We start from the raw sequence: 26,711 nt of genomic DNA, 5'->3' as shown, positions 1-26,711 counted from the left end.
GCAGTGAGGAGCGAAGCTTGCATGAATGAAAAGGATGAGCAGTGGCAAGCCGAACAGGCACGCGTAACTTTTGTTGTTGACAGCATTTCCAAACGAGCTGATGAGCTGGAGGATGAGATAGGAGATGTCCGGTCGGAAGCGGTGGATATCCGCAAGCATTTCTGGGATGAAGTAACGGTTAATTTCAGTAATGCTGAGGATTTAACGGAGACGTATTTCAGCATGAAGCAGCAGGCTGACCTGCTTGCCGAACGTGAGCGCAGCCAGCGCCATTCCGCTGCTTATCTGGGCAAGCTTAAACGGCTTATCCAGTCACCGTATTTTGGAAGAATTGACTTCCGGGCGGAGGATGAGAGCGAGGCTGAAACCATTTATCTGGGGATTGCCTCGTTCCGGGAGGATGACAGCGATACGTTCCTCGTGTATGACTGGCGTGCTCCGGTTTCCAGTCTGTATTACGATTATCCGCCAGGGCCAGCTGCGTATGATACACCAGGCGGAGAGGTGCGCGGCGAGCTGGAGCTTAAGCGGCAGTTTGTCATCCGCTCCGGAATAATCCGCTATATGTTCGATACCGGTGTGACCATCGGCGACGAGCTGCTGCAGCAGATGCTGAGCCGGACGTCAGATTCGACTATGAAGAGCATAGTGGCCACCATTCAGAGAGAACAGAACCAGATCATTCGTAATGACAGCAGCCGCATGCTGATTGTACAGGGAGCAGCGGGCAGCGGCAAAACGTCAGCAGCTCTCCAGCGGGTAGCTTACTTGCTCTATAAATACCGGGGCGTGCTTACTTCAGACCAGATGGTGCTTTTCTCGCCAAATCCGATGTTTAACAGTTACGTATCATCGGTCCTGCCTGAGCTGGGTGAAGAAAATATGCTCCAGACAACCTTCCAGGAATATCTGGAGACAAGGCTTGGCAAAGAATTTGAGCTGGAGGATTCCTTCGACCAGCTGGAATATGTGCTGACAGCCGGACAGGAAGCGGGCTACGGCGCCCGGTTAGAAGGAACCCGTTATAAGTCGTCGACCGCATATCTGGAGCTGGTCAAACAATACCTCGATGGGCTTGTTAACGGCGGAATGCGTTTTCGTCCTGTTGTCTTCCGGGGCAAACAGATCGTGTCAGCCAAGGAGATGGCTGACAGGTTCTACAGCATGGACAGCTCAATCCGGCTTGCCAACCGGCTGATTCTGATTAGAGACTGGCTGCTTGAGCGAGTTGAACGTTATGCTTCGTCGATTAAGGAGGAAGCATGGGTTGAGGAGGAGATGCAGCTGCTCTCAGCGGAGGACTATCAGCGGGCTTATACCAGGCTGCGCAGACAGAAGAAGGGCATGGGAGAAACCTTCGACGATCATGAAGCGGAGAAGGAGCTGCTCGCCGAAATGATCGTGGCCTCAGCCTTAAAGCAGGTGCGAGCCAGAATCAAGCTGATGAGGTTTGCCGATGTAAAGGGATTGTACCGGAAGCTGTTCGAAGACCGGGAAGCAGCAGAGCGGGCGGCGGGTTCCCTCGCACTGCCGGAGCAGTGGGATGAGATAGCCGCACAGACGGTTCGCGAGATGGAGCAGGGCAGGCTTTTTTACGAGGATGCGACACCTTATCTGTACCTTAACGAACGGCTAAAAGGCTTTAGAGCAAACACGAATGTCCGGTACGTGATTATAGACGAGGCACAGGATTACACCCCCTTTCAGCTCGAATTCCTGAAGTGGCTGTTTCCTCGTGCGAGAATGACGGCACTTGGCGATTTGAACCAGGCTATCTATGCTCAGACATCTGCTATGTCAGATACCGATCCGCTGACCAATCTGTACGGCCCTGATCAGACCGAATGGATTCATCTGCTGCGGAGCTATCGTTCGACCCGGGAGATCGTCAACTTTACCAGAGGACTGGTGCCAGGGGGCGATAAGATTGAACCCTTCAACCGGGCAGGCAAGCAGCCGCTGGTCAAGCTTGTTAACGGGCAAGAGGAGCTTCACCGCCAGATTATCAGCCTGCTGCAGACATGGACAGCGGAAGGCTATGAGTCCGTGGCCGTCATCTGCCGTACAGCGGAAGAGAGCAGCAGGGCTTATGCGGGGCTTAGCGGCGTGTTGCCTATCAGGCTTGTTACGAAAGATACCATGCAATTTGAACGGGGCATCTCCATTATTCCGGCTTACCTGGCAAAGGGTGTAGAATTTGATGCTGTCATGATCTACGATGCGTCTGAGCAGGTGTACCGGCAGGAGAGTGAACGCAAGCTGTTCTATACGGCCTGTACGAGAGCTATGCATGAGCTGGTCTTGCTGTCTCACGGCGTACCGAGCCGCTTTATCCGGGAACAGACTCCCGATAGCTATAGAACGGAGGAATAAGCATGTGGGTTGCTGCAGCCGGATATCTCATTATCATCAATTTGCTTATGTTTTGCCTCATGTCCGTTGATAAGCGGCGCGCGGTAAAAGGCGCTCGGCGGATTGCCGAGAAAACGCTTTTTACCACCGCTGCACTCGGCGGGGCAGCAGGCGGAATCGCTGCCATGAAGCTTTGGCGCCACAAGACCAGGCACCGCTCGTTTACCGTTGGTCTTCCTTTGCTGGTTATGCTGCATCTCGCCTTAATAGCTCTTCTTGTCAGATATGCGTAAAGTTATTTGACATAGTTTCTGGGTAAAGCTGTCAACAGGTTGAATCCGTAGTATATTGGATAACATCATATTATTCATGACTCCCGGTATAACCAGATCAAACAGATCACTGTCGCAGCTAATACCCGCCTGACTATCCGCTTTCGTTATTCCCACCATGGTTCTTACACACTTCTGTACTTCAGCCCGTTGCTGTTTGGAGCTTCCGCTTCAAGGGTATTGGGGTGAAGAGAGATAGATTGTCCTTCATAACCTAACTGCTCCTTGCTTATGCTGTTCTGCCGGTGGACAGCCGGCAGTAAAGCCCGGGCAGTGATTGGTTAGCCGCTCTCACACAGCATTATATACCTTGTAAGCAGAAGGTTACCCGTTGTCATGCTGGCAGCGGTGCTAGAGTGATGGTCCAAACAGATACAGGGAGTGATGAACATGGCCCGGAAAGAAATGATCGCCATGCTGCTTGCAGGTGGAGAAGGAAAGCGGCTTGGTGTGCTGACCAAAAATCTGGCAAAGCCTGCCGTCCATTTTGGCGGGAAATACCGGATCATTGATTTTACCCTAAGCAACTGTACGCATTCCGGTATTGATACGGTAGGGGTGCTTACGCAGTATCAGCCTCTTGTTCTAAACCGGTATCTGGGGATCGGCAGTCCCTGGGGGCTGGACCGCAGAGACGGCGGGATGGCAGTACTACCTCCTTATATGAAATCCAAGGGAGGCAGCTGGTATAAGGGAACGGCTAATGCGATCTACCAGAACATGAGCTTCATTGAACGCTATGACCCCGAGTATGTCCTCATTATTTCAGGTGACCACATTTACAAGATGAATTACGACCAGATGCTCGCCGATCATAAGCGGCGGGGCGCTGATGCAACCATTGCAGTTATTGAAGTGGATTGGAAGGAGGCCAGCCGGTTCGGCATCATGGCAACGAATGAAGAAGGACGCATCGTCTCATTCGAGGAAAAGCCGAAGAAGCCTTCCAGCAATCTTGCATCGATGGGTGTATACATTTTTACATGGCCTGTGCTGCAGCAGTACCTGATCCGCGATGAGGAGAATCCGGAATCAACCAACGACTTTGGCAAAGACATTATCCCGGCCATGCTGGAGGATGATATATTCCTTAACGCTTATTCCTTTAAAGACTATTGGAAGGATGTCGGCACGATTCAGAGTCTTTGGGAAGCGAATATGGATCTGCTGTCGGACCGCACAAGCCTTAACTTGAACGATAAAGAGTGGCGCATTTATTCGGTTAATCCGAATCAGCCGGCTCACTATGTTTCTCCTACCGGCTGTGTAACCGGTTCGCTCATTACAGAGGGCTGCTTTATTGAGGGCAGGGTCAATCACTCTGTATTGTTTGCCGGTGTGCAAGTCGGTGAGAATACGGTCATTGAAGACTCCGTTATCATGCCCAACGTGCAGATTGGCCGGAATGTCACGATTTACCGGTCGATTATTGGTGAAGGTGCGGTGATTGCGGACGGGGTGACACTTGGAACTCCTGACACGAACACTGATATTCATGTCGTGGCAAGCGACGAAATGGTGCTTCGCAATGAATCCGCATCGGAGGTGGAGGCATGAGTGAGCAGATGATGGGTGTTATCAACCTGATTCAGGAGCCGGATGAGCTCGGTTCCCTTACAGCCAGCCGCTGTCTGGCCACAGTGCCATTTGGCGGCCGGTACAGGATGATAGATTTTACGCTGTCTAACATGGTTAACTCCGGGATTACCAAGGTGGGGCTGTTTGCCCATACCAAATTCCGCTCCCTGATGGACCACGTGGGATCCGGGAAGCATTGGGATCTGCATCACCGTCAAAGCGGGCTGTTTGTACTTCCTCCCGTTGCCGAGGATATGAGTGATCTTCGCAAGGGAGACCTGTTTCATTTTTATATGCACCGCGATTACTTTGCCCGCTGTCATCTGGAGCATGTGATCATTTGCCGGAGCCATATGGTATGCAATATGGATTTGTCAGCCGTCTTGAAGCAGCACCTGGAGAAGGATGCTGATATTACCCTGGTTTGCAAGCGGCTGGATGAGGAGCCTGCAGGCCTGGCGAGACGGGTACAGGTGGATGGGAATGGCCGGGTCATCGATATCCAGGAGCATTTCGGAAGGCTGGAGACAGACATCGCCTCGATGGAAATGTACGTCATGAAGAAGGAACTGCTGCTTGACCTGGTTGAGACATCGCTGGCACGCGGCCAGGATGACCTAATAAAGGATGCGATTATGTCGCGGCTGGGCTCCTTGAATATCCAAGCGTTCTTCCATGAAGGTTACCTAGGTATAGTCAATACCTTGCCAGCCTACTTCAAGTATAATATGGAGCTGCTTCAGCCGTCCGTCTGGCGGGAGCTGTTCTTTATGCCGGGACGGGTCTACACGAAGGTTAAGGATGAACCGCCGACAAGCTATCTGAAGGGAGCGCAGAGTGTCAATTCATTGATCGCCAACGGTTGCGAAATCGAAGGTACTGTGATCGGCAGCATCCTGTTCAGGGGAGTTAAGGTCGGTAAGGGAGCCGTGGTCCGCAACAGTATCATCATGCAAAACGGAATCGTCGGGCCTGACAGCACGCTTGAGCATGTTATTCTGGACAAAGAGGTTAAGATTGAGCCGGGCAGGGATATCCGGGGGGTAGAAGCCTCGCCTTACCTGGCTGTAAAGCGGAAGGTGATCTAATATTCTAACGCATAAGAACAGCAGGAGATGACTTCATGAATGTATTGTTTGCCGCGTCTGAAGCGGTTCCCGTTATCAAAACAGGAGGGCTTGCGGATGCAGCGGGGGCACTGCCGAAGGAACTGGCTTCGAGCGGTGTCAGAGCCGCTGTTATCCTTCCGGGTTATGGAGCTGTATCCGGCAGCATCCGCTCTTCCTTCCGCTTAGTAACAGAATTCCGGGCAGGGTTCCGGGCGGCCGAGCGAACCTGCCGGCTGCTTGAGGCGACTTTTGAAGGGGTTCGTTACTATCTAATTGAAGAGCCGGGTTATTTTGGCGGACAGCAAATGTACGGGTACCGGGATACTGCTTCCCGGTTCGTCTTCTTCAGCATGGCTGTATTGGACGCGCTGCCTTACCTGCACGTTAGACCTGATATTATTCACTGTCATGACTGGCACACGGGCTGGATACCTTATCTGCTCAAGACAAAGCTCTGCGTGGAGACAAACTGCCGTATCCGTACAGTTTTTACGATACATAGTCTCTTATATGATGGAATTATGCAGACAGCTGATCTTAAGGCGGTAACCGGCGAGGAAGCGGAAGCGCACAGCAGACTGCTGGCCACAGCAGACGCCGGAAGCTGCCTGCGGACCGGTATCCGGTATGCGGATAAGCTGACTACGGTCAGTCCGGCTTATGCAGGTGAAATTCTTTCAGCGGAGTTTGGAGGGGCTTATGCCGGGCTGCTTCAGGAGCGGGCGCAGGACTTGACAGGCATTGTAAACGGGCTTGATCAGGATCTGTTCGATCCTGAACACGACGGCATGCTGGCACATACGTTTACCGGTGATATAATGGCAGCCAAGCGTGTGAACAAGCTAGCCCTGCAGCGGGATCTTGGTCTGATTGCCTCCGAGCGTATCCCCCTTGCGGGAATCGTATCCCGGCTGGTGGAGCCGAAAGGGCTTGATCTGCTGGAAGAAGCCATGCATCAGATCCTGCAGCAGACGGATTTGCAGATTGTTGTGCTGGGTACGGGTGAGAGGCGATATGAGGAGATGCTTCTCCGGGCGTCCGGGCTAATGCCTGACAGGGTAGCTGTGCGAATCGGCTTTGACGATGCGCTGGCACGTAAAATATATGCAGCATCCGATCTGTATCTCATGCCTTCAAGGGTGGAGCCCTGCGGAATCAGCCAATTAATTGCAATGAGATACGGAGCGGTTCCTGTCGTCCGGGAGACCGGGGGATTGAAGGACACAGTTGAAGCTTATGATGAATATACAGGAAGAGGGAGAGGATTCCGCTTTCAGCCTTATCAGGCCGGCGCTTTCCTTGCCACGCTGCATGAAGCGCTTGCCTGCTACAGGCACGAGTCGCTATGGCGGCAAATCATTGATAACGGCGCTTACGCAGACTACAGCTGGAGCAGTTCCGCAAGGCAGTACAAAGCGGTATACAATACGCTTGCGGGAAACGGAAAGGGGTAATCATACATGGCGCGTCATCTGGTTGTCGGAAATGGAAAGATGCTTGTCAATTTGGACAAAAATTGTTTTATTCGCGATATTTACTTTCCCTTTGTCGGGCAGTTGAATCATGTCGGCGGGCAGTATTGCCGTTTCGGCGTGTGGGTGGACGGTTCGTTCTCCTGGCTGGACTCGCCTGAGTGGAAGATGGAGCTTGGTTATGTCGAGGATTCGCTTGTAACGAATGTAATCGCACGTAATGAAGCGCTTGGTTTGGAGCTGCAGCTTAATGATGGAATACATCAGCGGGAATGCATCTACCTGAAGCGGGTGGTCGTACGAAGCACGACAGAACATGAACGCGAGGTTCGGCTGTTCTTTCATCATGACCTGATGATCGAGGGGACAGAGGTCGGTGATACGGCGGCATTCTACCCGGAGAACCGGACTGTCTTCCACTATAAGCGTTCCAGTTACTTTATGTTTAACGGCTTCTCTGATGAAGGCGGTATTATGCAGTATTCAACCGGTATCAAACGGTTCCATTCCGCTGAAGGCACATGGCGTGATGCCGAGGATGGCAATCTGATGGGCAATTCCATCGCTCAGGGCTCCGTTGACAGCACGATCGGATTCATGACGCGGGTCTCTGGCGGCGGCGAGAAGACAGTCTATTACTGGATGTCGGCCGGCCATAACCTTGAAGAGGTTAAGCAGCTGAACCAGTATGTCACTGACAGTCATCCGGAGAAGCTGCTCAGCCGGATAGTCATCTACTGGCGGCATTGGCTGCTTCGCACCGAAACGGATTTTGGCGATTTGCCGGAGGAAGTTGTAAAGCTGTACAAGAAGAGCCTTCTGATTGTTCGTACGCAGACTGATGAGAACGGAGCGATCATCGCTGCGAATGATACCGATATTCTTCAGTATAACCGGGATCATTACAGCTACATGTGGCCAAGAGACGGGGCATTAATTGCCGAGGCCATGTCGATGGCCGGTTACCAAAGCATGATTGCGCCGTTCTTCCAGTTCTGCGCGGATACGCTGTCTCCGGAAGGCTATTTGTTCCACAAATACAACCCGGACGGAACGGTGGGCTCCAGCTGGCATCCTTATCTGGTTCAGGGCACCGAGCGGCTGCCGATTCAAGAGGATGAGACGGCGCTGGTGCTGTATGCGATGTGGAAGGATTACACTTACCATCAGGTCATTGAGCTGCCTCAATCCCACTACAGCACGCTGATCCGGAAGGCGGCCAATTTCCTGAGCGAATTTATGGAGCCCGGTATGAACCTGCCGAAGCCCAGCTACGACCTGTGGGAGGAGCGCTACGGAATTTGGACCTATACGGCGGCTTCCGTATATGGGGGGCTGATGGCTGCCGCTTATTTTACCGATTTGTTCGGCGACTATGAACGGAGCGATCATTACCGTAATACGGCCGAGTTGATCAAACAGGGCATTCTGGAGCATATCTGGGATGAGGAAGCGGGCCGTTTTGCAAGAGGTCTGATCTACAAAGACGGTGCCTGGGTTAAAGATATGACGCTTGAGAGCAGCTTGTTCGGCTTATGGGAATTCGGAGTCCTTCCGGTTGATGATAGCCGTGTCGAACGCACGATCAAAGCGATTCGCGACGGCCTGGGTGTCAAGACCTCGGTTGGCGGAGTTGCCCGCTATACGAATGACTATTATTTTCAGCAATCGAGTGATATTGAGAATATTCCCGGCAACCCATGGATTATCTGTACCTTATGGATTGCCAATTATGACATTGAATCTGCGAAGACGCTTCAAGACCTGGAGGCGCCAAGAAGGACGCTTGAATGGGTATCCAGGCAGGCTTTGTCCAGCGGTGTGCTGCCCGAGCAGTTAAACCCGTTCGACGGTTCGCCGCTTGCGGTTGCTCCATTGACATGGTCGCACGCAACCTATGTGCAGAGCGTCTGCAAGTATGCCCGCGCTTACCGCAAGCTTAAGGGGCAAGACGGGAAGCGATAGGGATCTGGATTAAAGAAGCCGCAATAAATGGGGCTGGTCCTCAGCTGTTCTCGAAAGAGCTGCTGGGGCCAGCCCTAATTGTTAGTGCGATGGCTGTTGGAGATTTATCTTGATCAATTGTGTGCTGTGCGCCACCGCCAGGCCAGTACGGCTCCGGCAGCTGCAGCGGCCGCCCCGAAGTAAAAGCCGCTGTCGATGCCGGCAAGGCCGTTCAGCCAGCCGGCCAGGAAAGGACCTGCGAACATACCGGCCGCGTACATCGCTTGATAGAACCCCATGGCGGTCGCACGCTTGCTCTGCGTTACATCCTGGATGGCCATACCAAGAAGAATGGGCAGGTGAAGCCCCTGAGCGAAGCCGTTAAATGCCTGAGTGGCCATTAATACCGGAAGCGACGGCGACCAGGCGACAGCAGCCGTGAAGAGGCCGCTTAGTAGGAAGCCGGCCGCCAGAATGCTCCAAGAGCCGTAACGGGGTGCGAACCACTTGGTGCTGACCAGGCTGGTGAAGGCATGAGGGATCATGAAGGCAGCGACAATAAGGGTTAAGTCGGCTTTGCTCGCCCCAAGATCCGTTGTCGCCTTGAGGGGGGTAAAGCCGAACATCGTTATGAACAATACGCAGTGGGCCAGAATGGATAGGATAGAGACGCGCAGCAGAATGCCTTCCCTTACGACGCCTCTCATCTCTCCTAGTGTTATCGGCCGCCTGCTATTGATTCCGTTACTAGGTTCCTTGATAGCGAAGGCTGCAGCCAATCCGGCTAGGCCTATACCAATACCGGCCGCGAAGGGGGCTTCCCAGCCGTAAAGCTCGGCCAAATATCCGCTGACCGCCATTCCGGCCAGCTGGCCGGAAACCGTCATAAAGCTGATTGTGCCCATTGCTTTCGTCGCGTCTTGGCTGCGGAAATAACCGGCATACAGTACGGTAAAGGCGACCCAGGTTGAAGCGCATATCCCTGCCATAACCCTGCCTGCGAGCGGCCAGACAGCCGAGCCTGGTATGATAAAGAGAAAGCAGCTGGCCGCCCCGGTCAGCATACCAAGCATAATGAATGGCTTGCGCCTGCGCAGCCTGTCGGACCAGATGCCGAGCGGCAGCCTTACAAGGATTTGCGTAAATCCATAACTGCCAAGCACAAGCCCGATCAGCTGCATGGACAATCCGCGAAATTCCAGATAGGGAGTAAGAATGGGCATGTATACATAGAGTGTGATCCAGTAGAGCAGGGTGACAATCCAGAAGAAGGTATGATCCGCTCTGGTCGTCGCTATAGGCGGTTCCTCAATAACGGCAGATGCAGGCCTTCCATACGGAGAGCTCTTCGTCATCATTGATCGACTCCTGACATCCATAAGAGTAGGTAATACAAGGCAAGGCGTTCCCGTTTACTTTACAGGATTATTGTCAAATTTGTCACTAGGGGAGCTTGCAGGCAGGAATCGGCCTCCGGAACTTAAAACAATATACAGCTGTGATTCGTAAAAGGATTATCAGCGCGCAGCAAAGGAGTTTTGTAAGAGATGCCCTTTACCATATCACATACCGTATTTGCAGCCCCGCTCAAGAAGCTGGCACCCCGTTATTTGTGCGTTACAGGGCTTGTTCTCGGCAGCATGGCCCCGGATTTGGAGTATTTTGTGGCGATGAAGTCCTTCCGGACGATTGGTCATTCCCTGGAAGGGTTCCTCCTGATTCACCTGCCGCTATGCACAGCCTTTGCATTTGCTTTTCATACCTTTATGCGGCCGACGCTGCCCCTCATGCTGCCTTCAGCAGGCGGCGCCGACCGGTTCGCTGAACCGCGAAGCACCTGGGGGCTGAACTGTCTGAAAGATTGGATGATCTTTCTGATCTCGCTGTTTATCGGGTTCTTGACCCATATGTTTATGGATGAATGGACACACAAGCACACGTTCTTCTACGAACGGTTATCCTTTCTTCGCCGGTCAGTAGCCGGAGATCATGTGTACCATTGGCTGCAGTACGGTTTATCGGCCCTCGGGATCGGAGCGCTTGTGCTGTATGCTGCCTACAGGTGGTGGAGATGGAGGTCCGGGAGGACGAAGCCTGATGCCGGGCGGCCGCTTCATTCAGGAGGAGCCAAGCTTGTCTTTATCCTGCTTGCTCTGCTCGCGGCTGCGGCTGTGATTCTCTTGAAAGCCTATTCCGTCCGCAGCTTCAAGGTCGTAGAGCTGATCGCGATCGCGCCATTCTCGGCCGCTGCTATCGGATGGTTTACAGCCGGGGTACTGGTTATGCACAAGCGCAGCTTGGCGACTGGCCTGCTGAAGCTGCTGCTTGTATTCGGTTCTGCCTGCTGGTGCTGGGCGTCGGGATGGCTGCTGAAGCATTATGGCCTTGCGCTTGCAAGGAGGCTGCCGGGGCTGGATTATACAGATCTCTTCTACATGCGGTGGATAAGCTGCATATGGCTGCTCTCACTGGTACTGCTTGCGGTCTCCTGCTGGAGAGTTAGCGGGAGAACTGCAATGCAGAGGACGGAGGTAATCAAAGGCAGACGCTTAGGACACAATAAGCGGTATGAAAGTTAATTGCGGGAGAATAAGGGTAATAGAGTTTAACATGACAATGAATGAAAAGGGCGTATGCTTGTGGCACTAGAATGGTTCCTTGTCGCACTGTTGATCGGACTAACCGCTTTCTTTGTCGCTGCTGAATTTTCATTTGTTAAGCTGCGGCCGAGCAGAGCCGACCAGATGGTTATGGAAGGAAGACGGCATGCGCTGGCTGTTCAGCGTGTGCTGAGCAACCTGGATGGCTATCTGTCTGCCTGCAGGCTTGGCATGATATTAACTGCGCTCGGACTTGGCTGGCTGGGTGCGGTAACGGTAGAGCGGACGGTAACACCGCTGCTCGTCCGACTGGAGGGTATGGAGCAGTCTACAGCAGCAGTATCCACGCTTGTGGCCTTCCTGCTGGTGGCTTTTTTGTATATCGTGCTGGGGGAGCTGGTGCCCAAGACTGCTGCTGTGCAGAAGACGGAGAAAGTAGCGGCCTGGTGTGCGCTGCCGGTTATCGGATTCTACTGGCTGATGTTTCCGGCGCTCTGGCTTCTCAGGGGGAGCGCAAGTCTGCTTGCTGGTTTATTCGGTCTGCGGAAGGGCACAGGAGAGACGGAGGCGCATTCCGAGGAAGAAATTAGGCATATCCTGTCTGAAAGCTATGAAAGCGGCAAAATCAACAAGACGGAGCTGAGCTATGTCAGCCGGATTTTCACCTTCGATGATTTGCTTGCCAGGGAAATTATGGTGCCCCGGACGGACATGGTTTGCCTGTACCTGAACAAGACGCTGGAAGAAAATCTGCGGATTATTAAACGCGAGCAGTATACCAGGTTTCCGGTTGCAAGAGAGAGCAAGGATCACATTGTCGGCTTTATAAACACCAAGCAATTTTTCCTGAAATATGACAATAACCCGGATTTCAAGCTGGCCGGACTCTTAATGCCGCCTATGACGGTGCCCGATGTTATGCCGGTGAAGTCCCTGCTTAAGAAGATGCAGGCGGAACAGGTGCATATTGCCCTGCTTCTCGACGAATACGGCGGAACCTCCGGCATTATTACCATAGAAGATATTCTTGAGGAAATCGTCGGTGAAATCCGCGATGAATTCGACAAGGATGAAAGCAAGGCGATTGAGATGGTTGAGCCGGGCCATTATCGTGTGGAAGGCAAGGTGCTGCTTAGCGAGCTGAACGAGCTGCTTGGCACCGAGCTGCCCAATGATGATGTCGACACAATCGGCGGCTGGATCTACAGTGAGCGCCCGGAGGTTCGTACTGGGGACACCTGGGAGCATGATGACCTGACGATTACAGTCACCGAGATGGATAAGCACCGGATCTTGAAGGCAGAGCTCCATAAGCTGTAAATAAAGCGGAAAAGACCAAGGGAAGCGCGCCGGCGCTTCTCTTTTTTTCTTCTGCAGGCTGGATTGGCCGGTTTCTTAATGAGAAATATGGACAAGAAGGAATTTTTCAACTGCTGGGCGAATATTATTGCGCTAATGCCCAGTTTTGGCTGAAGGCCATATGCCGGGCGAGGCAAATAGAGAAGAGAATGGGAAATGGAAACGGAGTGAGTGGATTGGGTGATTTTATTACCGGAATTATTATGGGAATCGTGGAAGGCCTAACCGAATTTCTTCCTGTTTCGTCAACGGGCCACATGATTCTCACGGCGCATCTGCTGAACTTTGAAGGGGATGTTGCCAAGACGTTTGAGGTCGTCGTCCAGCTTGGGGCCGTGCTGGCCGTACTTGTCTTGTACTGGAACAGGTATATGACGATCTTGAAGGATATGCTCCGCTTCCGCTTCAATGAGCCTAACAAGCTGAACGCCATTCACATGCTGATCGCCATGCTTCCGGCCGGTATCATAGGCATCAGCCTTCACGGTTTGATCAAGGAGCATCTGTTTGGACCGATGACGGTTATCTACGCCTTGGTGGCAGGCGGCATACTAATGATAGTGGCTGAACGTACGAAGCGGACGGTGACAGCCGAAGAAACGAATGATATTACGTATAAGCAGGCGTTCGGAATCGGCATGTTCCAGTGTCTTGCGCTGTGGCCCGGGTTCTCGCGGTCAGGTTCCACGATCTCAGGCGGTTTACTGCTTGGCACAAGCCAGAAGGCTGCGGCAGATTTTACGTTCATGATCTCGGTCCCGGTTATGCTTGGCGCTACAGGCATCGACTTGTACAAGAGCCGTGAATTTCTGACGGCAGGCGATATGCCGCTGTTTCTCATTGGACTCGCTGCTTCCTTCATCGTGGCGATGATTGCGGTGGTGACGTTCTTGAATCTGATTAAGAAGCTCAGGCTGATGTGGTTTGCCATTTACCGTTTCGTCCTTGCGGCTGTCTTCTATCTGTTCATGATCTAAACTGGCGTCATGCATATTTTGGCAGCGGGCTGAGCACCCTACCTCCAAGGATTGGAGGGGCAGCTATGGGAAAATCAGTCTTGCTTAAGGCCGTACTGGCTTGCGCACTGTTCATGTTAACCGGGGCTGAAATGGAACCGGAATACGCACGATGGGGCCGGGTAGCGATGGAAAGAACCGCCATCCGCTACGATAAGGCGAGTATTGTCGATTACAGCTACCTGGGACGGCGTGAAGCCGGTCAGCATAAAGCTGTTGAGTCCTTCCGGTTGTGGCTGCGGCAGGCAGGAAGAGAATTTGGCGTTGTTGTCCGCATATCGGTTGACACGGCGAGCAACAGGCCGACAGACATTGTATTTGAAGAGGTAAAGCCATAACGTATAGATGAGGGTTGCCCTGTCGTCCTGCGGACGATGAGAGCAGCCCTTTCTGTGCTGCACTTCTTGGTAGGTAATCCGGCTTGTTGGTATATGCATGATGACAAGGGAGTGAGCAAGAGAATGAATCGTACAGGAATGGAAGAACCAAGAGATTCGGGAGCATCAGATCAGGAAGCGCCGGCGATCCTGGGAATCGGTACGGCGCTGCCTCCATACAAGCTCGAGCAAAAGGAGGCGGCGGGCAGGCTTGCGGAGTCTTTCGGCAGCCAGTCGGATACGGGCAGGTGGGTGCGCCGCCTGTTCAGGCAGTGTGGTGTAGAAACCCGTTACACCTGCGAGCCAGACCTTCTGCCGATGGCAGCAGAAAGCCGCTATCTGGGAGATCCCGCGGCCATGAGGGCGGGGGCTCCGACTACCGCGGAGCGAATGGCGGTGTACAAGCGTGAATCAGTACCGCTTGCACTTCAGGCGGCCCGGGGAGCAATGGATTGCTCTTATACAGAACCTGAGGCTCTTACCCATCTGATAACGGTTAGCTGTACAGGACAATGGCTGCCGGGCCTAGAGACCGAGCTAGTGAAGCTGCTTGGTCTGCGAACGGATATTCGTCGTATCCCGCTCACCTTTGTCGGCTGTGCGGCAGGCTTGAAGGCTATCGGCTTGGCCGGGCATCTGATGGCTGGTCATCCGGGTTCCCGCATTCTGATTGTCTGTGTAGAGCTGTGTACGCTTCATCTTCAGCCGTCGGGTGACCGAGACGCACTGTATGGAGCCTCTTTCTTCGGGGATGGGGCAGCGGCTTGCGTCATTGGGCATGCTTCAGGTATTGCGGCTTCGGCAGACCGGGGAATATTCCAGCTTGGAGACTGCCGTACTGTCTTGTTCCCGGATTCCCAGGATGAGATGACCTGGGATGTAGGGGGCCACGGGTTCGATCTGTACCTTTCGACGCAGATCCCCAAGCTGCTTGGAAGGTTCGTGCCGTCAGAAGTGTCCGGGCTGCTTGGTGATAGAGGTAGACCCGATTTCTGGGCAATTCACCCGGGAGGCAGGGGGATTGTGGATGTCATTCAGGAAATGCTGGCACTTACTGACGATCAGGTGGATGCCAGCCGGGCGGTTCTCCGCAACTACGGCAATATGTCATCTGCCACTATCCTGTTTGTGCTGGAGCTGATCAGCCAGAAGCTGCAGGCGGAAGGCGATGGGGCGACTTCCGAAGGAATGGCTGTGGCCTTCGGTCCGGGGCTGACGGCTGAGCTTGTCCGAATGACCTATGTTCCCCCTGTACCGGGCAGGACTCTAGAGGAGAGGAAAGTGGCGGTTTATGCCCCTTTTTAAGCCGTTACGGCAGCGGGCGGCAAGGGCGGAGCTGATGGATGATTTTTCGCTTGGCGGCGAGGAACTCAAGGGTGCTCTTCAGAAGCTGCGTATATTAAACCGCATCTTCCTGGCTTCATCGCCTACCCTGCATGGCGTACAGAAGCTTTGGCAGGACGCGGGAAAGCCCCAGGCACTGTCGATTCTTGATATCGGAGCCGGTTCAGGCGATGTGAACCGCCGGCTGCTGAAGTGGGCTGACGGCTGTGGCGTACGGCTTCGGATCACGCTGGCGGACATTACGGAGGAAGCATGCGAGGAGGCAAGAGCTTACTACAGGAGTGAACCGAGAGTAAAGGTGACCCGCCGGGATTTGTTCGAGCTTCCGGAAGAAGAAGCGGACATTGTCACAGCTACCCAGCTTGTCCATCACTTCGACGGGGGAGTGCTGCCGGCTGCTGTCCATGCCATGCTGTCGGCTTCACGGATCGGAGTGGTGATCAATGATATTCACCGTCACTGGCTTCCATGGGCTGCCGTCTGGACTGCAGCGCGGCTGCTGACCACGAACCGGTATATCCGGCATGACGGCCCCTTATCGGTGGCGAAGGGCTTCCGGGCAGAGGATTGGAGAAGGCTGGGCGCGGAGCTCGGCAGGCCCGACCTTTATTATTCCTGGCGGCCTCTGTTCCGCTACGCGGTAGTTATAAGCAGCTCGGCGAAGCAGGATGAAGGACGAAGGGGGAAGGGACATGATGCACGAGTATGACGCAGCTGTCCTTGGGGCCGGAATTGCCGGCGCATCTCTGGCGAAGTCGCTGGCCGATAAGGGGTGGAATACGGTTCTGGTCGACCGGAAGACATTTCCGCGGCATAAAGTGTGCGGCGAGTTTATGTCGCCTGAATCCGTCGGCCTGCTGCGCGGTTTGCGGCTTGAGGATACCGTAATGTCACTGAATCCTGCACGAATTAATATGGCCAGGTTAATCTTTCAAGGCGGCCAGACTGTAGAGGTGCCGCTCCCTGGACAGGCGCTTGGTATAAGCCGTTATACACTCGATGCGGCGCTGCACAGGGAGGCTGTCCGTTCAGGTGCCGACCTGATGGAAGGACATGTCGTACAGGCGATATCCCAGCCTTCGGCGGGGGAAGGGTTCGCCATTCAGCTGCGGCACAGCGGTGAAGTACAGACCATAGGAGCCCGGATAGTTGTCAGCGCAATGGGAGGGAGCGTGCCGGCAGGCTTGCCCGGACACAGGAAGCTTCCAGCGAACGGCCGGGGTTACATAGGTGTGAAGTCGCACTATGATAATATGGCGATCGGACCGGCTGTGGAGCTCTATATCATGAAAGAAGGGTATTTGGGGCTCAGTCCGATAGAAGAGGGGAGGATCAATGCCGCTGCGCTGGTGACGTCCCGGCTGGCTAAGGAGAGCGGCAGCTCGGCGATGATGATCATGGAACAATTCATCGACAAGCATCCCGCCCTGCGGAAGCGGATGAGCCAGGCAGAGCCCGTACCCCGTTCGCAGGCGGCTGTATTCCCGGTTCATATTGGCTCCCCCCCGCAGATTTGGGACGGTATTCCTCTTGCGGGTGATACGGCAGCCGTGATCCCGCCGCTGTGCGGTGATGGCATGGCGATGGCGCTTCGTTCCTCGCAGCTGTGCGCCGGTATGGCAGACCAGTTCCTGCGGGGAGAGCTTTCGTATGAGAACTGGCATATGGCCTATACACATGCCATCCGCAGCGAGTTCCTCCGTCCTCTAAGCTGGGGGAATATGCTCCACAGGCTGCTTAAGATACCGGCTGCCGCCTGGATGTTTCCTCATCTGGCGAATGCAGTTCCCGGCTTGTCGTCCAGGCTCGTAAGGGCTACCCGCTTATAGCCGCCAGATAGCCGCAGCAATCCGCAAACCAAGGCGTTCAATAGATTACCAATAATTTGAATCCAAACGCGCGGCGTTCCGTATATCTACTTATCACTGGATTGGAGGCGCACTTGGATGATTATAACGACGACACCAACAATTGAAGGCAGACCGATTTCGGATTATGTGGGCATCGTGAATGGCGAGGCGATCATGGGGGCGAATTTTGTCCGGGACTTCATGGCTTCCATCACCGATATGGTGGGCGGGCGATCCGGCACCTACGAGAACAAGCTGAAGGAAGCAAGGGACCTGGCTATTGGGGAAATGATCGAGCAGGCAAGACGAATGGGTGCCAACGCTATTGTCGGTATCGACATTGACTATGAGGTTGTCCGTGACGGCATGCTGATGGTTGCGGTGAGCGGAACGGCTGTCAGAGTGTAAGGAATAGGAATACTGAGCTGCTTCTGGTCCAATAGGATCGGGGCAGCCTTCTTTTTGCCCGAAGGCTCTGACCGGTAATATGCTAAGGTGTTACCCGTTCTCTCTATCGGAGTGTCTATTCTGCTGCAGGACTACTGGACTTCCATATCCCGGAACGATACAATGCTAGTGACAAAACCTGCACCGGGTGCACAGCCAGGAGGGTGTCAGCATGGACTATATGCGCAGGATGGCAGAAGAGAAAATTCGGGAAGCGATCGAACGGGGCGAGCTTAAGAATCTCCCAGGAGAGGGCAAGCCGCTGAAGCTGGACGATTTGTCCCATGTGCCTGAAGAGCTCAGGGCAGGCTACATCATGCTTAAAAATGCCGGCGTGGTGCCGGAAGAGGTACAGCTGGCCAAGGAATTCGTCACGCTGCAGGATATGATTCGAATGGGCACCAGCGAAGCCGGGAAGGAAGATCTGCGCAGACAGCTGACGGAGAAGCAGCTCCGTTACAGACTGCTGATGGAACAGCGCGGCTTCACGGACAGCGGCGTGTTCGATCAGTATAAGGAACAAGTGAAGCGACAATTGGAAGGAGAGAGCTAATATGTATCCGGAAATCACAACGACTGAACTGGCTGAGCGTCTGGCCAAGGGGGAGAAGCTTAATCTTGTGGATGTGCGGGAGCGGGATGAATGGCAGGAGGGTCATATTGCTGAGGCGAGACTGATACCAATGTCTGAGCTTGCCGACCGCGTGGACGAGCTGAAAGCGGATGAAGAGCCGGTCATTCTGATCTGCCGCAGCGGCGGCAGAAGCGGCAAGGTATGTGATTATCTGCACGCCCAGGGTATACCAGTGATCAACGTCACTGGCGGCATGCTGAGCTGGATGGGAGCGACCGTATCAGGCGAGTAATCGAGCCAGATAGCTGGACGAGATATGTTATTCGTTTGACGATTTGTGCAGGTTGTAGACAGTAAACGCCGTTCAATGCTATAGTAACGATTGCAGAAACAACTTCATCGATTGGGGAACAGGTGCCGACTTCTTGCCTGCCAGGCGGGAAGGCGGCTTAATAGGGAAGTCCGGTGAAATTCCGGCACGGTCCCGCCACTGTAACGAGCTGCCTGCGTATGCCTTGTGAGCATACGAGGGACAAGCGCCGATTGTCACCGGCACACCGGACGGCCGCTTGTAGGCTCTAGTCAGACACCTGCCTGAACCCGGATTAACGCTACCTACGCGGATCTAGGGAAGTGTTGGAGATTGACTCATGCCTTGCGAATCCGTCCTGCCTGGACAACCGGATACGTAGACGATCTGCCAGTTGCCCGGCAGTTGAGACAACGAACATTTCCGACACTCCCGTCGGGAATGTTCTTTCTTTTTTTATCACTTATTTACTACAGGAGGATGATACATCATGAACGAACAGAACACCAAATCCCGCCCCCGCTATATCCAGGTACTCCTTACGGCCGTGCTCGTACTGACGCTGGCCCTGCTTGCCGCCTGCGGAAGCGGCGATAAGACGGGGAACGGGGAACAGACCAATACGGAAGCAAGCCAGCAGAACCAGCCAGAAAGAAATGCGGGAGCAGTGAATGAAGCGCCGGTTGAACCGGAAGCCGAGCCGGCGGGTGAGACAGCCTATCCGCTTACTCTGACTGATTCTACAGGCACCGAAGTTGTAATCGCACAGGAGCCTGAGCGGGTTGTGTCGCTGGTTCCGAGCGAAACGGAAATTCTGTATGCGATTGGCGCATCCGAGCAGGTAGCGGGCGTTGACGACAACAGCAATTATCCCAAGGAAGTAGCAGACAAGCCGAGAGTCGGCGGTATGGACACAAACATCGAGGCAGTGGCCGGACTTAACCCGGATCTTGTCATCGCGAACGGCAGCATGAATGGATCGGCTGTTGAAGCTCTCCGCAAGATGGGAGTAACGGTGTTTGCATCTGAGCCCAAGACAATCGAAGAGACGATTGCACACATTGAGCAGATTGGCGTCATCGTGAATCGCCAGCAGGAGGCACAGGAAGTCGCGGAGGAAATGAGAACTGAACTGCAGACTGTGCTGGAAGCTGTAAAAGGAGCATCGGTCAAGAAGGTGTATCTGGAATTCTCACCGGGCTGGACAGTCGGCAAGGGCGAGTTCCTTGACGAAGTGGTGACACTGGCAGGCGGCAAGAACGTAGCCGGAGACCAAGAGGGCTGGTTCGCGATGGATGCCGAGCAGATTCTGCAGGCGAACCCCGATGTCATTATCTACCCCGATATGGGCGAGGACACCACAATCATTGACGCCATCAACAGCCGTCCGGGCTGGAATGAAATTGCAGCGGTCAATAACGGCGAGGTCCATGCAGTTTCCAATGATCCGCTTGTCCGGGTTGGCCCGCGTCTGACAGACGGCCTGCTTGAAGTCGCGAAGGCGATACATCCGGACCGCTTCTAACAGACATACATCATGAAACTGAAAATAACAGCCTATGGAGGAGCAGCAATGCTTCTCCTTGCTGTATCTGTTGTTGTAACGCTGTCATTTGGCTCGGCGGGGCTTTCGGTTGGCAAAGTGTGGGCGATTCTTCTTCATCAGCTCGCCTGGAACGCAGATTCCCCGCCTGAATGGACCAGGCTGGAAGAGGCCGTCGTCCTCCAGGTCAGACTGTCCCGGGTTATTCTGGCTGTATTAGTAGGCGCCTGTCTTGGGCTTGCCGGCGCGGGGTTTCAGGGTGTGCTGCGGAATCCGCTGGCTGATCCCTACACGCTCGGTGTCGCTTCGGGCAGCTCCGTTGGTGCCGCATTCATCATTCTTATGGGCTTCCAGGCAGTGCTGGGCATGTGGACGGTTCCGGCCGTTGCATTCGCGACCGGACTTGCGACGCTGCTTGCTGTATTTTGGCTGGGGCGAACCGAAGGACGGGTGGAGCTTGAAACGCTGATCTTATCCGGTGTTATTATACAGGCTTTTCTTGGCTCATTCGTATCGCTGATGATTTCCATGTCGAACAGCGTTGTGAATGAAATTCTATACTGGCTGATGGGCAGTCTTGCCAAGCGGGGCTGGGAGCATGTGCTGCTCATGATCCCGTTTGCCCTGCTGGGGCTGCCGGCAATCGCCGCATTTGCCCAAGCGATGAATTTGATGGTTTTGGGCGAGCGGCAGGCCGCACATTTGGGGGTGCGTGTTGAGCGTACCAAGCTGATTGTACTCCTCTTCAGCACGCTGTTAACCGCGGCAGCCGTATCTGTGACTGGCGTCATCGGCTTTGTCGGTCTGGTTGTACCGCATTTGGTTCGTCTTATAGCAGGCCCGGACTACAGGCTGATCGTGCCGCTGTCTGCCCTGGTTGGCGGCATCTATGTACTGTGGGCAGACACGCTTGCCCGCATGGCGCTCAGTCCCAAGGAAATACCGCTTGGCGTGCTTACCGCTCTTGTAGGAGCACCTTTCTTTGCGTATCTGCTCAAGCGGCGGAAGGCCGGGCTTAAGGAGGGCAGCGCATGATAGAAGTGGAGCAGGTACATAAGCGTATTGGCAGCAGAGATATTCTGCAAGACATCTCTTTTACATGGAGAGAGAACAGGATGTATGGCATTATCGGCCCCAATGGCGCAGGTAAATCTACGCTGCTCAGCCTTTTGTCGGGGGTAGAGCCGTACCAGTCAGGACGTATCCGGCTGCGCGGCAGGCCGATTGAAGAATACGGACGGAAGGAGCTGGCCCGCTGGCTTGCTGTGCTGCAGCAGGAAGCGCTGCCGAAGGCAGCTTTTACCGTGCGTGAGATTGTGGCTATGGGCCGTTATCCGTTCCAGAATTGGCTGGGTCAAGAGGAGAAGGATGCGGAAGAGCTGGTGGACAGGGCATTGCAGCTTGTGGGCCTGCACGCCATGGGGAACCGCCGTTTACACCAGCTCAGCGGAGGCGAGAGACAGAGGGCGGCACTGGCTAAGGTCATCGTGCAGCAGCCGCAACTGATCCTGCTCGATGAGCCGACGACCTACCTGGATATCGGCTATCAGGTGCAGCTGCTGGATACGGTTCGCAGCTGGCAGCGGACAGAAGGGCTGACAGTAGTGGCGGTCCTTCATGATCTGAATCTGGCTGCTCAATACTGCGATGAGCTGCTCGTTCTCCAAGACGGCAGAATTGCTGCAGCGGGTACTCTGGCAGAAGTGTTGACAGAGGAGATGATCCGCAGCGTATACGGTGCGGACCCGATTGTGTTGACGCACCCGGAGCATGGTGTCCCGCAGGTGCTGCTGCGGCGGGGTAAGGAACCAGAATGATCATATAGGGAGAGTGCGGAGGATGGGAAGAGAACAGGAACTGCAGGCCATTATCAACCGTATCGGAGGGCTTGATGAAGCAGCGGTGTCAGCTGCCGCCCAGCGTCTCGACAGCTTGACGAAGCCGCCGGGGAGCCTGGGTAAGCTCGAAGAAGTCGTTAAGCAGCTTGCTGGCATCACAGGACAAGCCATACCGCCCGTTGAACGCAAGGCTGTTGTGGTAATGGCTGGCGATCATGGGGTGTGTGAGGAGGGGGTCAGCGCTTTTCCTCAGGAGGTGACATCACAAATGGTGGCCAACTTCCTCTCCGGGGGAGCTGCGGTTAACGTTCTTGCCCGGCAGGCAGGCGCAGAAGTAATTTGCGTGGATATTGGTATGGCCTCACCGCTGAAGCATCCCGGACTGCTGCAGCGCAATGTCAGGAGAGGCACAGCGAACATGGCTAAGGGTCCTGCCATGCGCCGGGAAGAAGCGGTGGAGGCAATCCTGACCGGTGTCATCATCGCGGAAGAGCTTGCCCGCAGGGGGGTGGAACTGCTGGCAACGGGAGAAATGGGGATTGGCAACACGACTGCCAGTGCCGCAGTTTATTCAGTACTTGCGGGTGTCCCAGTAGAGGATGCTGCCGGTCGGGGAACAGGCATCAATGATGAGCGGCTGGGCCACAAAATCGAAGTGATCGCCCGGTCCGTTAAGCTTAATGAGCCGGACGCTGCAGATCCGATTGACGTGCTTGCGAAGGTTGGCGGACTTGAAATCGCAGGCTTGACGGGACTGATTCTCGGTGCGGCGGCTGAGCGCAGGCCGATTGTTATCGACGGGTTTATCTCCTCGGCGGCTGCACTTGCCGCCGCTCGGCTCTGCCCTGCGTCGGTGTCTTATATGATCGGCTCCCACCAGTCTCATGAACGGGGTCACAGTAAGCTGCTGGACGAGATTGGTTTGACACCGGTGCTAAGGCTGGATATGCGGCTTGGTGAAGGGACCGGCGCCGTTCTGGCCTTCCATCTGATAGAGGCCGCTGTGCGTCTCCAGTCCGAGATGGCAACCTTCGAGAGCGCCGGTGTGGCGAAAGGATAGGGGGTTGAAACAATGGCCTATCTTGTAACTGGCGGCGCGCGCAGCGGAAAGAGCGGCTTCGCCGAGGAGCTGGCGTCCAGGCTCGGCAGCCGGGGAATCTATGTAGCGACTTCTCAGCCTTATGATGGCGAGATGGAAGAGCGAGTTGCGCTGCATCGTGCTGCGCGGACGGAATCTGGATTCTCTTGGGAGACAGTTGAGGAGCCGCTGCGTCTTGCGGATTTGCTGCTCCAGCTGAATGATAGTCTCGCCGCGGAAGGAGAAGCGCCGGTCATCCTCGTGGATTGTCTGACATTATGGTTGACAAACCAGATGCTTCTCTTTGAGGAAGCTGATGAGGAATTGTCGCGCCGCGAAAGAGATGAAAGGCTGTATGCCAAGGTGGAGGAGCTGGCTGACGCTGCAGCAGCTGTCCAGTGTCCGCTTATTCTGGTGACGAACGAGGTTGGCAGCGGAATAGTGCCGGATTACCCGCTTGGCCGGCGGTTCCGGGACCATGCGGGGCGACTGAACAGGAGAATAGCAGAGCTTAGTGAACGGGTTTTCCTGGTTACGGCAGGGATTCCGGTTGACCTGAAGGCGCTGGCGTTTCGATGGGAGGAGCTGTAGGGCATGCTGGTACATTCTTTGCCTGATATAGCTCTTCTGATCAGCTGTGCGATTGTAGTGGACTGGGTTGTAGGCGACCCTAGGTGGCCGATGCATCCGGTCATTTTGATCGGAAGATGGATATCCCGTTTGGAGGAATGGTTATACCGTTCCCCGGAGCATGGCGGAACGCCTGCTGTCCAGCGGCTGCGCGGCACTATGCTCGCACTGTTGACGATCCTGGCTTCCTTCGGACTCATGGCGTGTATCATATGGACCGGCTACTGGATTCATGAATGGCTCGGATTTGTACTAGAGGTGTGGTTTATATCGACGACAATTGCCGCGAAAGGGTTGAAGGATGCGGCGATGAAGGTTTACATGCCCCTTAAAGCCGGAGATATCGAGAACGCCCGCCTGTATACAGGCTATATTGTTGGAAGGGATACTAATGATCTCACAGAAGCGGAGACGGCAAGAGCAGCGGTGGAGACGGTGGCGGAAAATACGGTGGATGCATTCGTGTCTCCCTTGATTTTTGCACTGATTGGCGGAGCACCGCTAGCTATGCTGTACCGATCGGCTAATACGCTGGATTCAATGGTTGGATATAAGAATACCAGATACATAGATTTCGGCTGGTTTTCGGCACGCCTTGATGATTGGCTGAATTTCATCCCGGCCCGTCTCACCGGTTTACTGCTGGTTATTTCGGCCGCGGTATGCCGGGGGATGTCAGCGTCTCGAGCATTCCGGTCTATCCGGCAGTTTGCCCGGCTGCATCCGAGCCCGAACAGCGGTATTCCCGAATCGGCCGTAGCCGGTGCGCTGGGGATAGAGCTGGGAGGAATCAACCGGTATTTCGGGCAGCCAAGCGAGCGTGCCAGGATGGGCTGGCCGATCCGGCCTTTGCACCGGGAAGACATATTGGCGGCCTGCAGGCTGTTATACATAGTAAGCGTTATCTGGTTCACGGGAGGAGCAGTGATATGGTTATGGCTGCAGTAAAAAGCGCACTGCAGGGCCTTGTAATGGCTGTGCAGTTCTTAACCCGTTTCCCGGTGCCGGTGGGCGTGCCATTCGACCAGAGAACGGCGGCGTGGAGCACGCTGTTCTTCCCGGTGAGCGGGGCTTTAATCGGCCTTGCTACCGGCGGCGCAGTATGGCTGCTCGCGGAGTGGCTTCCTGTACTGCCGGCTGCTGTCTTAATTGTCGGGTTGTGGACCATGCTTACCGGCGGTCTGCATATGGATGGCTGGATGGATACGGCGGATGGCGTGCTCAGCCATCGTTCGAGGGAGAGAATGCTTGAAATTATGAAGGACAGCCGGGTTGGGGCGATGGGCGTCATTGCCGCCGTCCTGCTGCTGCTGTTCAAATTTGCAGCGATTGCTGCGCTGCTGGAGGATGGAAGAAGCCTGGCGGCTGCTGTCGTTATCGCATGTGTGCCAGTGTGGAGCCGGTGGTGGATGACCGTTTCAATTGCCGGTTGGCCTCATGCGCGTACTGAAGGTCTCGGCCAGCTGTACCAGGAGGTTGGCATCAGGCATGCGGCAGCTTCGGCTGTGACCGGTATTGTTGTGACAGCTGCAATTATTTATATGGCCGGTAGAACGCATCTCCCAGGCGTTTACGGCTGGATTACAGAGATTAGCACGGGTACATCAGATCATGATTTGGCGCTATCCGTTTGGATTGGCGTGCTGCAGTGGCCGCTGCTTGCCGTGTTATTCGGACTGCCCCTGGCCTGGTGGCTGGCCCGTAAGCTTGGCGGGCAGACCGGTGATACCTACGGCGCCCAGAATGAGTGGGTCGAGGCCGGCCTGCTGCTGGCTGCCGTGATATCGCTGTCTCCAGCGTGACAATATCAATCAACTTGAGGAGGATGAGAATGCTTGAGAGGTTTGGACACGGCGGTGATCTGTTAACCGCACAGGAAGCGTTTGGCGGAAGTGCCGCTGATTTTGTTGATTTCAGCTCTAATATGAACCCGCTTGGACCGCCGCAGGCGGTTCTCTCTGTTATACAGGATTACGGGCGGGTCATAACTGCTTATCCGGATCCTGCTTCAAGGAGGCTGACTGCGAAGATTGCCAGGCTGCACGGCGTGCAGGAGGAGAGTGTGCTGGTCGGTAATGGGGCGGCGGAGCTGATCGACCTTATTATAAGAGTAAAGCGTCCGAGGGCTGCTGCTGTCCCGGCGCCAAGCTTCACAGAATATTCAGACGCCGTTCATAAGGTCGGCGGGCAAGTGTGGGATGTACCGCTGCTGGAGGAGGAGGAATTCGCCTTTAATGAGAGAGCGGCTGCCTCAGTGGAAGGCAGACCCTCTCTGTGGATATTCGGCTCACCGAACAATCCGACCGGACGCCGGGTAGAACCTTCGATAATCCGGCAACTGCTGGATGACGGACATACGGTTGTACTCGATGAAGCGTTCATGGACTTTATGCCTGACGGAGAAGCCGCGAGCCTGATTCAGGAAGCGGAGGGTCATGAGCGCTTGACCGTACTTCGCTCGATGACGAAGTTTTACGCGGTCCCGGGTATCAGACTGGGCTATGCTATCGCTCACCCTGATACGATAAAGGAGATGCGCCACCTTCAGGTGCCTTGGAGTGTCAATTCCCTGGCGCAAGCGATTGGGGAGGCGGCTCTGGAGGACAGCCGTTTTGCCGAGGAAACTTTGGAATGGCTGACTATTGAACGTCCTTATCTGTCGGAGCAGCTAGGCAGGCTGGGGCTGCGGGTATATCCTGGTGAAGCGAACTATATCTTATTCTCACTACCTCCTGAATCAGGGCTCACGGCAGGTGACCTGCAGAGGGCATTGGGCCGGAGAGGGGTATTAATCAGGGACGCTTCATTATTTGCAGGGCTTAGCCCGTTTCACTGCCGGGTAGCCGTCAAGCTTCGAGGGGACAATGACCGCCTGCTGGCTGAACTGCGGGCATGTTTAACTACCGGCACAGATGAAGGGGGTGGAGCGGTTGAAGCCAAATGAAAGAGGTCACAAGG

The 26,711-nt window shown here is 54.7% G+C and carries 25 protein-coding genes and 1 riboswitch; of the genes, 24 read left to right on the top strand and 1 reads right to left on the bottom strand.

From position 1 onward, the window contains the following. The first annotated feature begins 21 nt into the window (after positions 1 to 21). From helD to L1N82_RS14455, 6 genes are all read left to right on the top strand, one after another. Positions 22 to 2,373: an RNA polymerase recycling motor HelD gene (gene helD / locus L1N82_RS14480; protein WP_235288147.1), complete on the top strand. Its 2,352-nt coding sequence runs from the start codon at positions 22 to 24 to the stop codon at positions 2,371 to 2,373. 2 nt (positions 2,374 to 2,375) lie between these two features. Continuing rightward, on the top strand, positions 2,376 to 2,645 hold the full coding sequence (locus tag L1N82_RS14475; RefSeq protein WP_235288146.1) for a DUF1294 domain-containing protein: 270 nt from the start codon (positions 2,376 to 2,378) through the stop codon (positions 2,643 to 2,645). A gap of 429 nt (positions 2,646 to 3,074) precedes the next feature. Then, entirely contained in the window at positions 3,075 to 4,241 is a 1,167-nt protein-coding gene (locus L1N82_RS14470) for a glucose-1-phosphate adenylyltransferase (RefSeq protein ID WP_235288145.1), read from the top strand. Then, positions 4,238 to 5,350, top strand: a complete 1,113-nt coding sequence (glgD, locus tag L1N82_RS14465) for a glucose-1-phosphate adenylyltransferase subunit GlgD (RefSeq protein WP_235288144.1) — start codon at positions 4,238 to 4,240, stop codon at positions 5,348 to 5,350. Before L1N82_RS14470 ends, glgD begins: the two co-directional genes overlap by 4 nt. Before the next feature lie 35 nt (positions 5,351 to 5,385). Further along, positions 5,386 to 6,825, top strand: coding sequence for a glycogen synthase (locus tag L1N82_RS14460; RefSeq protein ID WP_235288143.1), 1,440 nt, complete (start codon positions 5,386 to 5,388; stop codon positions 6,823 to 6,825). Between the two features lie 6 nt (positions 6,826 to 6,831). Beyond that, positions 6,832 to 8,808 (top strand): glycoside hydrolase family 15 protein, encoded by a 1,977-nt coding sequence (locus L1N82_RS14455; RefSeq protein WP_235288142.1) that lies wholly within the window; start codon positions 6,832 to 6,834, stop codon positions 8,806 to 8,808. A 113-nt stretch (positions 8,809 to 8,921) separates the two neighbouring features. On the opposite strand, the gene L1N82_RS14450 is transcribed toward L1N82_RS14455, so the two are convergent. Next, on the bottom strand, positions 8,922 to 10,145 hold the full coding sequence (locus tag L1N82_RS14450) for an MFS transporter (protein WP_235288141.1): 1,224 nt from the start codon (positions 10,143 to 10,145) through the stop codon (positions 8,922 to 8,924). 189 nt (positions 10,146 to 10,334) lie between these two features. Here L1N82_RS14450 and L1N82_RS14445 point away from each other — a divergent pair, with 189 nt between their 5' ends. From L1N82_RS14445 to cobD, 18 genes are all read left to right on the top strand, one after another. Beyond that, positions 10,335 to 11,366, top strand: a complete 1,032-nt coding sequence (locus L1N82_RS14445) for a DUF4184 family protein (RefSeq protein WP_235288140.1) — start codon at positions 10,335 to 10,337, stop codon at positions 11,364 to 11,366. A 54-nt stretch (positions 11,367 to 11,420) separates the two neighbouring features. After that, positions 11,421 to 12,707 (top strand): hemolysin family protein, encoded by a 1,287-nt coding sequence (locus L1N82_RS14440; protein ID WP_407946755.1) that lies wholly within the window; start codon positions 11,421 to 11,423, stop codon positions 12,705 to 12,707. Positions 12,708 to 12,922: 215 nt separating this feature from the next. Beyond that, positions 12,923 to 13,723: an undecaprenyl-diphosphate phosphatase gene (gene bacA, locus L1N82_RS14435; RefSeq protein ID WP_235288230.1), complete on the top strand. Its 801-nt coding sequence runs from the start codon at positions 12,923 to 12,925 to the stop codon at positions 13,721 to 13,723. Positions 13,724 to 13,788: 65 nt separating this feature from the next. Further along, positions 13,789 to 14,100, top strand: a complete 312-nt coding sequence (locus L1N82_RS14430; RefSeq protein ID WP_235288138.1) for a DUF3889 domain-containing protein — start codon at positions 13,789 to 13,791, stop codon at positions 14,098 to 14,100. A 123-nt stretch (positions 14,101 to 14,223) separates the two neighbouring features. Continuing rightward, entirely contained in the window at positions 14,224 to 15,444 is a 1,221-nt protein-coding gene (locus L1N82_RS14425; RefSeq protein ID WP_235288137.1) for a type III polyketide synthase, read from the top strand. Then, positions 15,431 to 16,192 (top strand): methyltransferase domain-containing protein, encoded by a 762-nt coding sequence (locus L1N82_RS14420; protein ID WP_235288136.1) that lies wholly within the window; start codon positions 15,431 to 15,433, stop codon positions 16,190 to 16,192. The genes L1N82_RS14425 and L1N82_RS14420 overlap by 14 nt, the downstream gene beginning before the upstream one ends. Then, positions 16,176 to 17,312, top strand: coding sequence for an NAD(P)/FAD-dependent oxidoreductase (locus tag L1N82_RS14415; RefSeq protein ID WP_235288135.1), 1,137 nt, complete (start codon positions 16,176 to 16,178; stop codon positions 17,310 to 17,312). Before L1N82_RS14420 ends, L1N82_RS14415 begins: the two co-directional genes overlap by 17 nt. 117 nt (positions 17,313 to 17,429) lie before the next feature. Next, positions 17,430 to 17,741 (top strand): YbjQ family protein, encoded by a 312-nt coding sequence (locus L1N82_RS14410; protein WP_235288134.1) that lies wholly within the window; start codon positions 17,430 to 17,432, stop codon positions 17,739 to 17,741. 211 nt (positions 17,742 to 17,952) lie between these two features. Beyond that, entirely contained in the window at positions 17,953 to 18,333 is a 381-nt protein-coding gene (locus L1N82_RS14405) for a DnaJ family domain-containing protein (RefSeq protein WP_235288133.1), read from the top strand. 1 nt (position 18,334) lies between these two features. Continuing rightward, positions 18,335 to 18,646, top strand: a complete 312-nt coding sequence (locus tag L1N82_RS14400; RefSeq protein ID WP_235288132.1) for a rhodanese-like domain-containing protein — start codon at positions 18,335 to 18,337, stop codon at positions 18,644 to 18,646. A 103-nt stretch (positions 18,647 to 18,749) separates the two neighbouring features. Then, positions 18,750 to 18,966, top strand: a riboswitch (cobalamin riboswitch). Between the two features lie 188 nt (positions 18,967 to 19,154). After that, positions 19,155 to 20,189 carry an ABC transporter substrate-binding protein gene (locus L1N82_RS14395; protein WP_235288131.1) on the top strand — a complete coding sequence of 345 codons (1,035 nt, stop codon included), beginning with the start codon at positions 19,155 to 19,157 and terminating at the stop codon, positions 20,187 to 20,189. Positions 20,190 to 20,201: 12 nt separating this feature from the next. Next, positions 20,202 to 21,242, top strand: coding sequence for a FecCD family ABC transporter permease (locus L1N82_RS14390; protein ID WP_235288130.1), 1,041 nt, complete (start codon positions 20,202 to 20,204; stop codon positions 21,240 to 21,242). Next, complete coding sequence (locus L1N82_RS14385) at positions 21,239 to 22,024, top strand: heme ABC transporter ATP-binding protein (protein ID WP_235288129.1); 786 nt, start codon at positions 21,239 to 21,241, stop codon at positions 22,022 to 22,024. The genes L1N82_RS14390 and L1N82_RS14385 overlap by 4 nt, the downstream gene beginning before the upstream one ends. 22 nt (positions 22,025 to 22,046) lie before the next feature. Then, on the top strand, positions 22,047 to 23,105 hold the full coding sequence (gene cobT, locus L1N82_RS14380; protein ID WP_235288128.1) for a nicotinate-nucleotide--dimethylbenzimidazole phosphoribosyltransferase: 1,059 nt from the start codon (positions 22,047 to 22,049) through the stop codon (positions 23,103 to 23,105). A gap of 12 nt (positions 23,106 to 23,117) precedes the next feature. After that, positions 23,118 to 23,714, top strand: a complete 597-nt coding sequence (gene cobU, locus L1N82_RS14375) for a bifunctional adenosylcobinamide kinase/adenosylcobinamide-phosphate guanylyltransferase (protein ID WP_235288127.1) — start codon at positions 23,118 to 23,120, stop codon at positions 23,712 to 23,714. Between the two features lie 3 nt (positions 23,715 to 23,717). Continuing rightward, positions 23,718 to 24,701 (top strand): adenosylcobinamide-phosphate synthase CbiB, encoded by a 984-nt coding sequence (gene cbiB / locus L1N82_RS14370; protein ID WP_235288126.1) that lies wholly within the window; start codon positions 23,718 to 23,720, stop codon positions 24,699 to 24,701. Then, the gene (gene cobS / locus L1N82_RS14365; RefSeq protein ID WP_235288125.1) at positions 24,689 to 25,555 is read left to right on the top strand and encodes an adenosylcobinamide-GDP ribazoletransferase; all 867 of its coding nucleotides are present in this window, start codon (positions 24,689 to 24,691) and stop codon (positions 25,553 to 25,555) included. The genes cbiB and cobS overlap by 13 nt, the downstream gene beginning before the upstream one ends. 29 nt (positions 25,556 to 25,584) lie before the next feature. Then, positions 25,585 to 26,697: a threonine-phosphate decarboxylase CobD gene (cobD, locus tag L1N82_RS14360; RefSeq protein ID WP_235288124.1), complete on the top strand. Its 1,113-nt coding sequence runs from the start codon at positions 25,585 to 25,587 to the stop codon at positions 26,695 to 26,697. Positions 26,698 to 26,711: the final 14 nt, after the last annotated feature.

Source organism: Paenibacillus tarimensis, assembly GCF_021532315.1.
Lineage (GTDB): Bacteria > Bacillota > Bacilli > Paenibacillales > Paenibacillaceae > Paenibacillus_I > Paenibacillus_I tarimensis.
Note: the sequence above shows the minus strand (reverse complement) of the source record. Positions and strands in the feature narration are given on the sequence as shown.

Coding starts and splice junctions, on each gene's coding strand:
- helD (WP_235288147.1), top strand. CDS start 22: ATGAATGAAAAGGATGAGCAGTGGCAAGCCGAACAGGCACGCGTAACT.
- L1N82_RS14475 (WP_235288146.1), top strand. CDS start 2,376: ATGTGGGTTGCTGCAGCCGGATATCTCATTATCATCAATTTGCTTATG.
- L1N82_RS14470 (WP_235288145.1), top strand. CDS start 3,075: ATGGCCCGGAAAGAAATGATCGCCATGCTGCTTGCAGGTGGAGAAGGA.
- glgD (WP_235288144.1), top strand. CDS start 4,238: ATGAGTGAGCAGATGATGGGTGTTATCAACCTGATTCAGGAGCCGGAT.
- L1N82_RS14460 (WP_235288143.1), top strand. CDS start 5,386: ATGAATGTATTGTTTGCCGCGTCTGAAGCGGTTCCCGTTATCAAAACA.
- L1N82_RS14455 (WP_235288142.1), top strand. CDS start 6,832: ATGGCGCGTCATCTGGTTGTCGGAAATGGAAAGATGCTTGTCAATTTG.
- L1N82_RS14450 (WP_235288141.1), bottom strand. CDS start 10,145: ATGATGACGAAGAGCTCTCCGTATGGAAGGCCTGCATCTGCCGTTATT.
- L1N82_RS14445 (WP_235288140.1), top strand. CDS start 10,335: ATGCCCTTTACCATATCACATACCGTATTTGCAGCCCCGCTCAAGAAG.
- L1N82_RS14440 (WP_407946755.1), top strand. CDS start 11,421: ATGCTTGTGGCACTAGAATGGTTCCTTGTCGCACTGTTGATCGGACTA.
- L1N82_RS14430 (WP_235288138.1), top strand. CDS start 13,789: ATGGGAAAATCAGTCTTGCTTAAGGCCGTACTGGCTTGCGCACTGTTC.
- L1N82_RS14425 (WP_235288137.1), top strand. CDS start 14,224: ATGAATCGTACAGGAATGGAAGAACCAAGAGATTCGGGAGCATCAGAT.
- L1N82_RS14420 (WP_235288136.1), top strand. CDS start 15,431: ATGCCCCTTTTTAAGCCGTTACGGCAGCGGGCGGCAAGGGCGGAGCTG.
- L1N82_RS14415 (WP_235288135.1), top strand. CDS start 16,176: ATGATGCACGAGTATGACGCAGCTGTCCTTGGGGCCGGAATTGCCGGC.
- L1N82_RS14410 (WP_235288134.1), top strand. CDS start 17,430: ATGATTATAACGACGACACCAACAATTGAAGGCAGACCGATTTCGGAT.
- L1N82_RS14405 (WP_235288133.1), top strand. CDS start 17,953: ATGGACTATATGCGCAGGATGGCAGAAGAGAAAATTCGGGAAGCGATC.
- L1N82_RS14400 (WP_235288132.1), top strand. CDS start 18,335: ATGTATCCGGAAATCACAACGACTGAACTGGCTGAGCGTCTGGCCAAG.
- L1N82_RS14395 (WP_235288131.1), top strand. CDS start 19,155: ATGAACGAACAGAACACCAAATCCCGCCCCCGCTATATCCAGGTACTC.
- L1N82_RS14390 (WP_235288130.1), top strand. CDS start 20,202: ATGAAACTGAAAATAACAGCCTATGGAGGAGCAGCAATGCTTCTCCTT.
- L1N82_RS14385 (WP_235288129.1), top strand. CDS start 21,239: ATGATAGAAGTGGAGCAGGTACATAAGCGTATTGGCAGCAGAGATATT.
- cobT (WP_235288128.1), top strand. CDS start 22,047: ATGGGAAGAGAACAGGAACTGCAGGCCATTATCAACCGTATCGGAGGG.
- cobU (WP_235288127.1), top strand. CDS start 23,118: ATGGCCTATCTTGTAACTGGCGGCGCGCGCAGCGGAAAGAGCGGCTTC.
- cbiB (WP_235288126.1), top strand. CDS start 23,718: ATGCTGGTACATTCTTTGCCTGATATAGCTCTTCTGATCAGCTGTGCG.
- cobS (WP_235288125.1), top strand. CDS start 24,689: ATGGCTGCAGTAAAAAGCGCACTGCAGGGCCTTGTAATGGCTGTGCAG.
- cobD (WP_235288124.1), top strand. CDS start 25,585: ATGCTTGAGAGGTTTGGACACGGCGGTGATCTGTTAACCGCACAGGAA.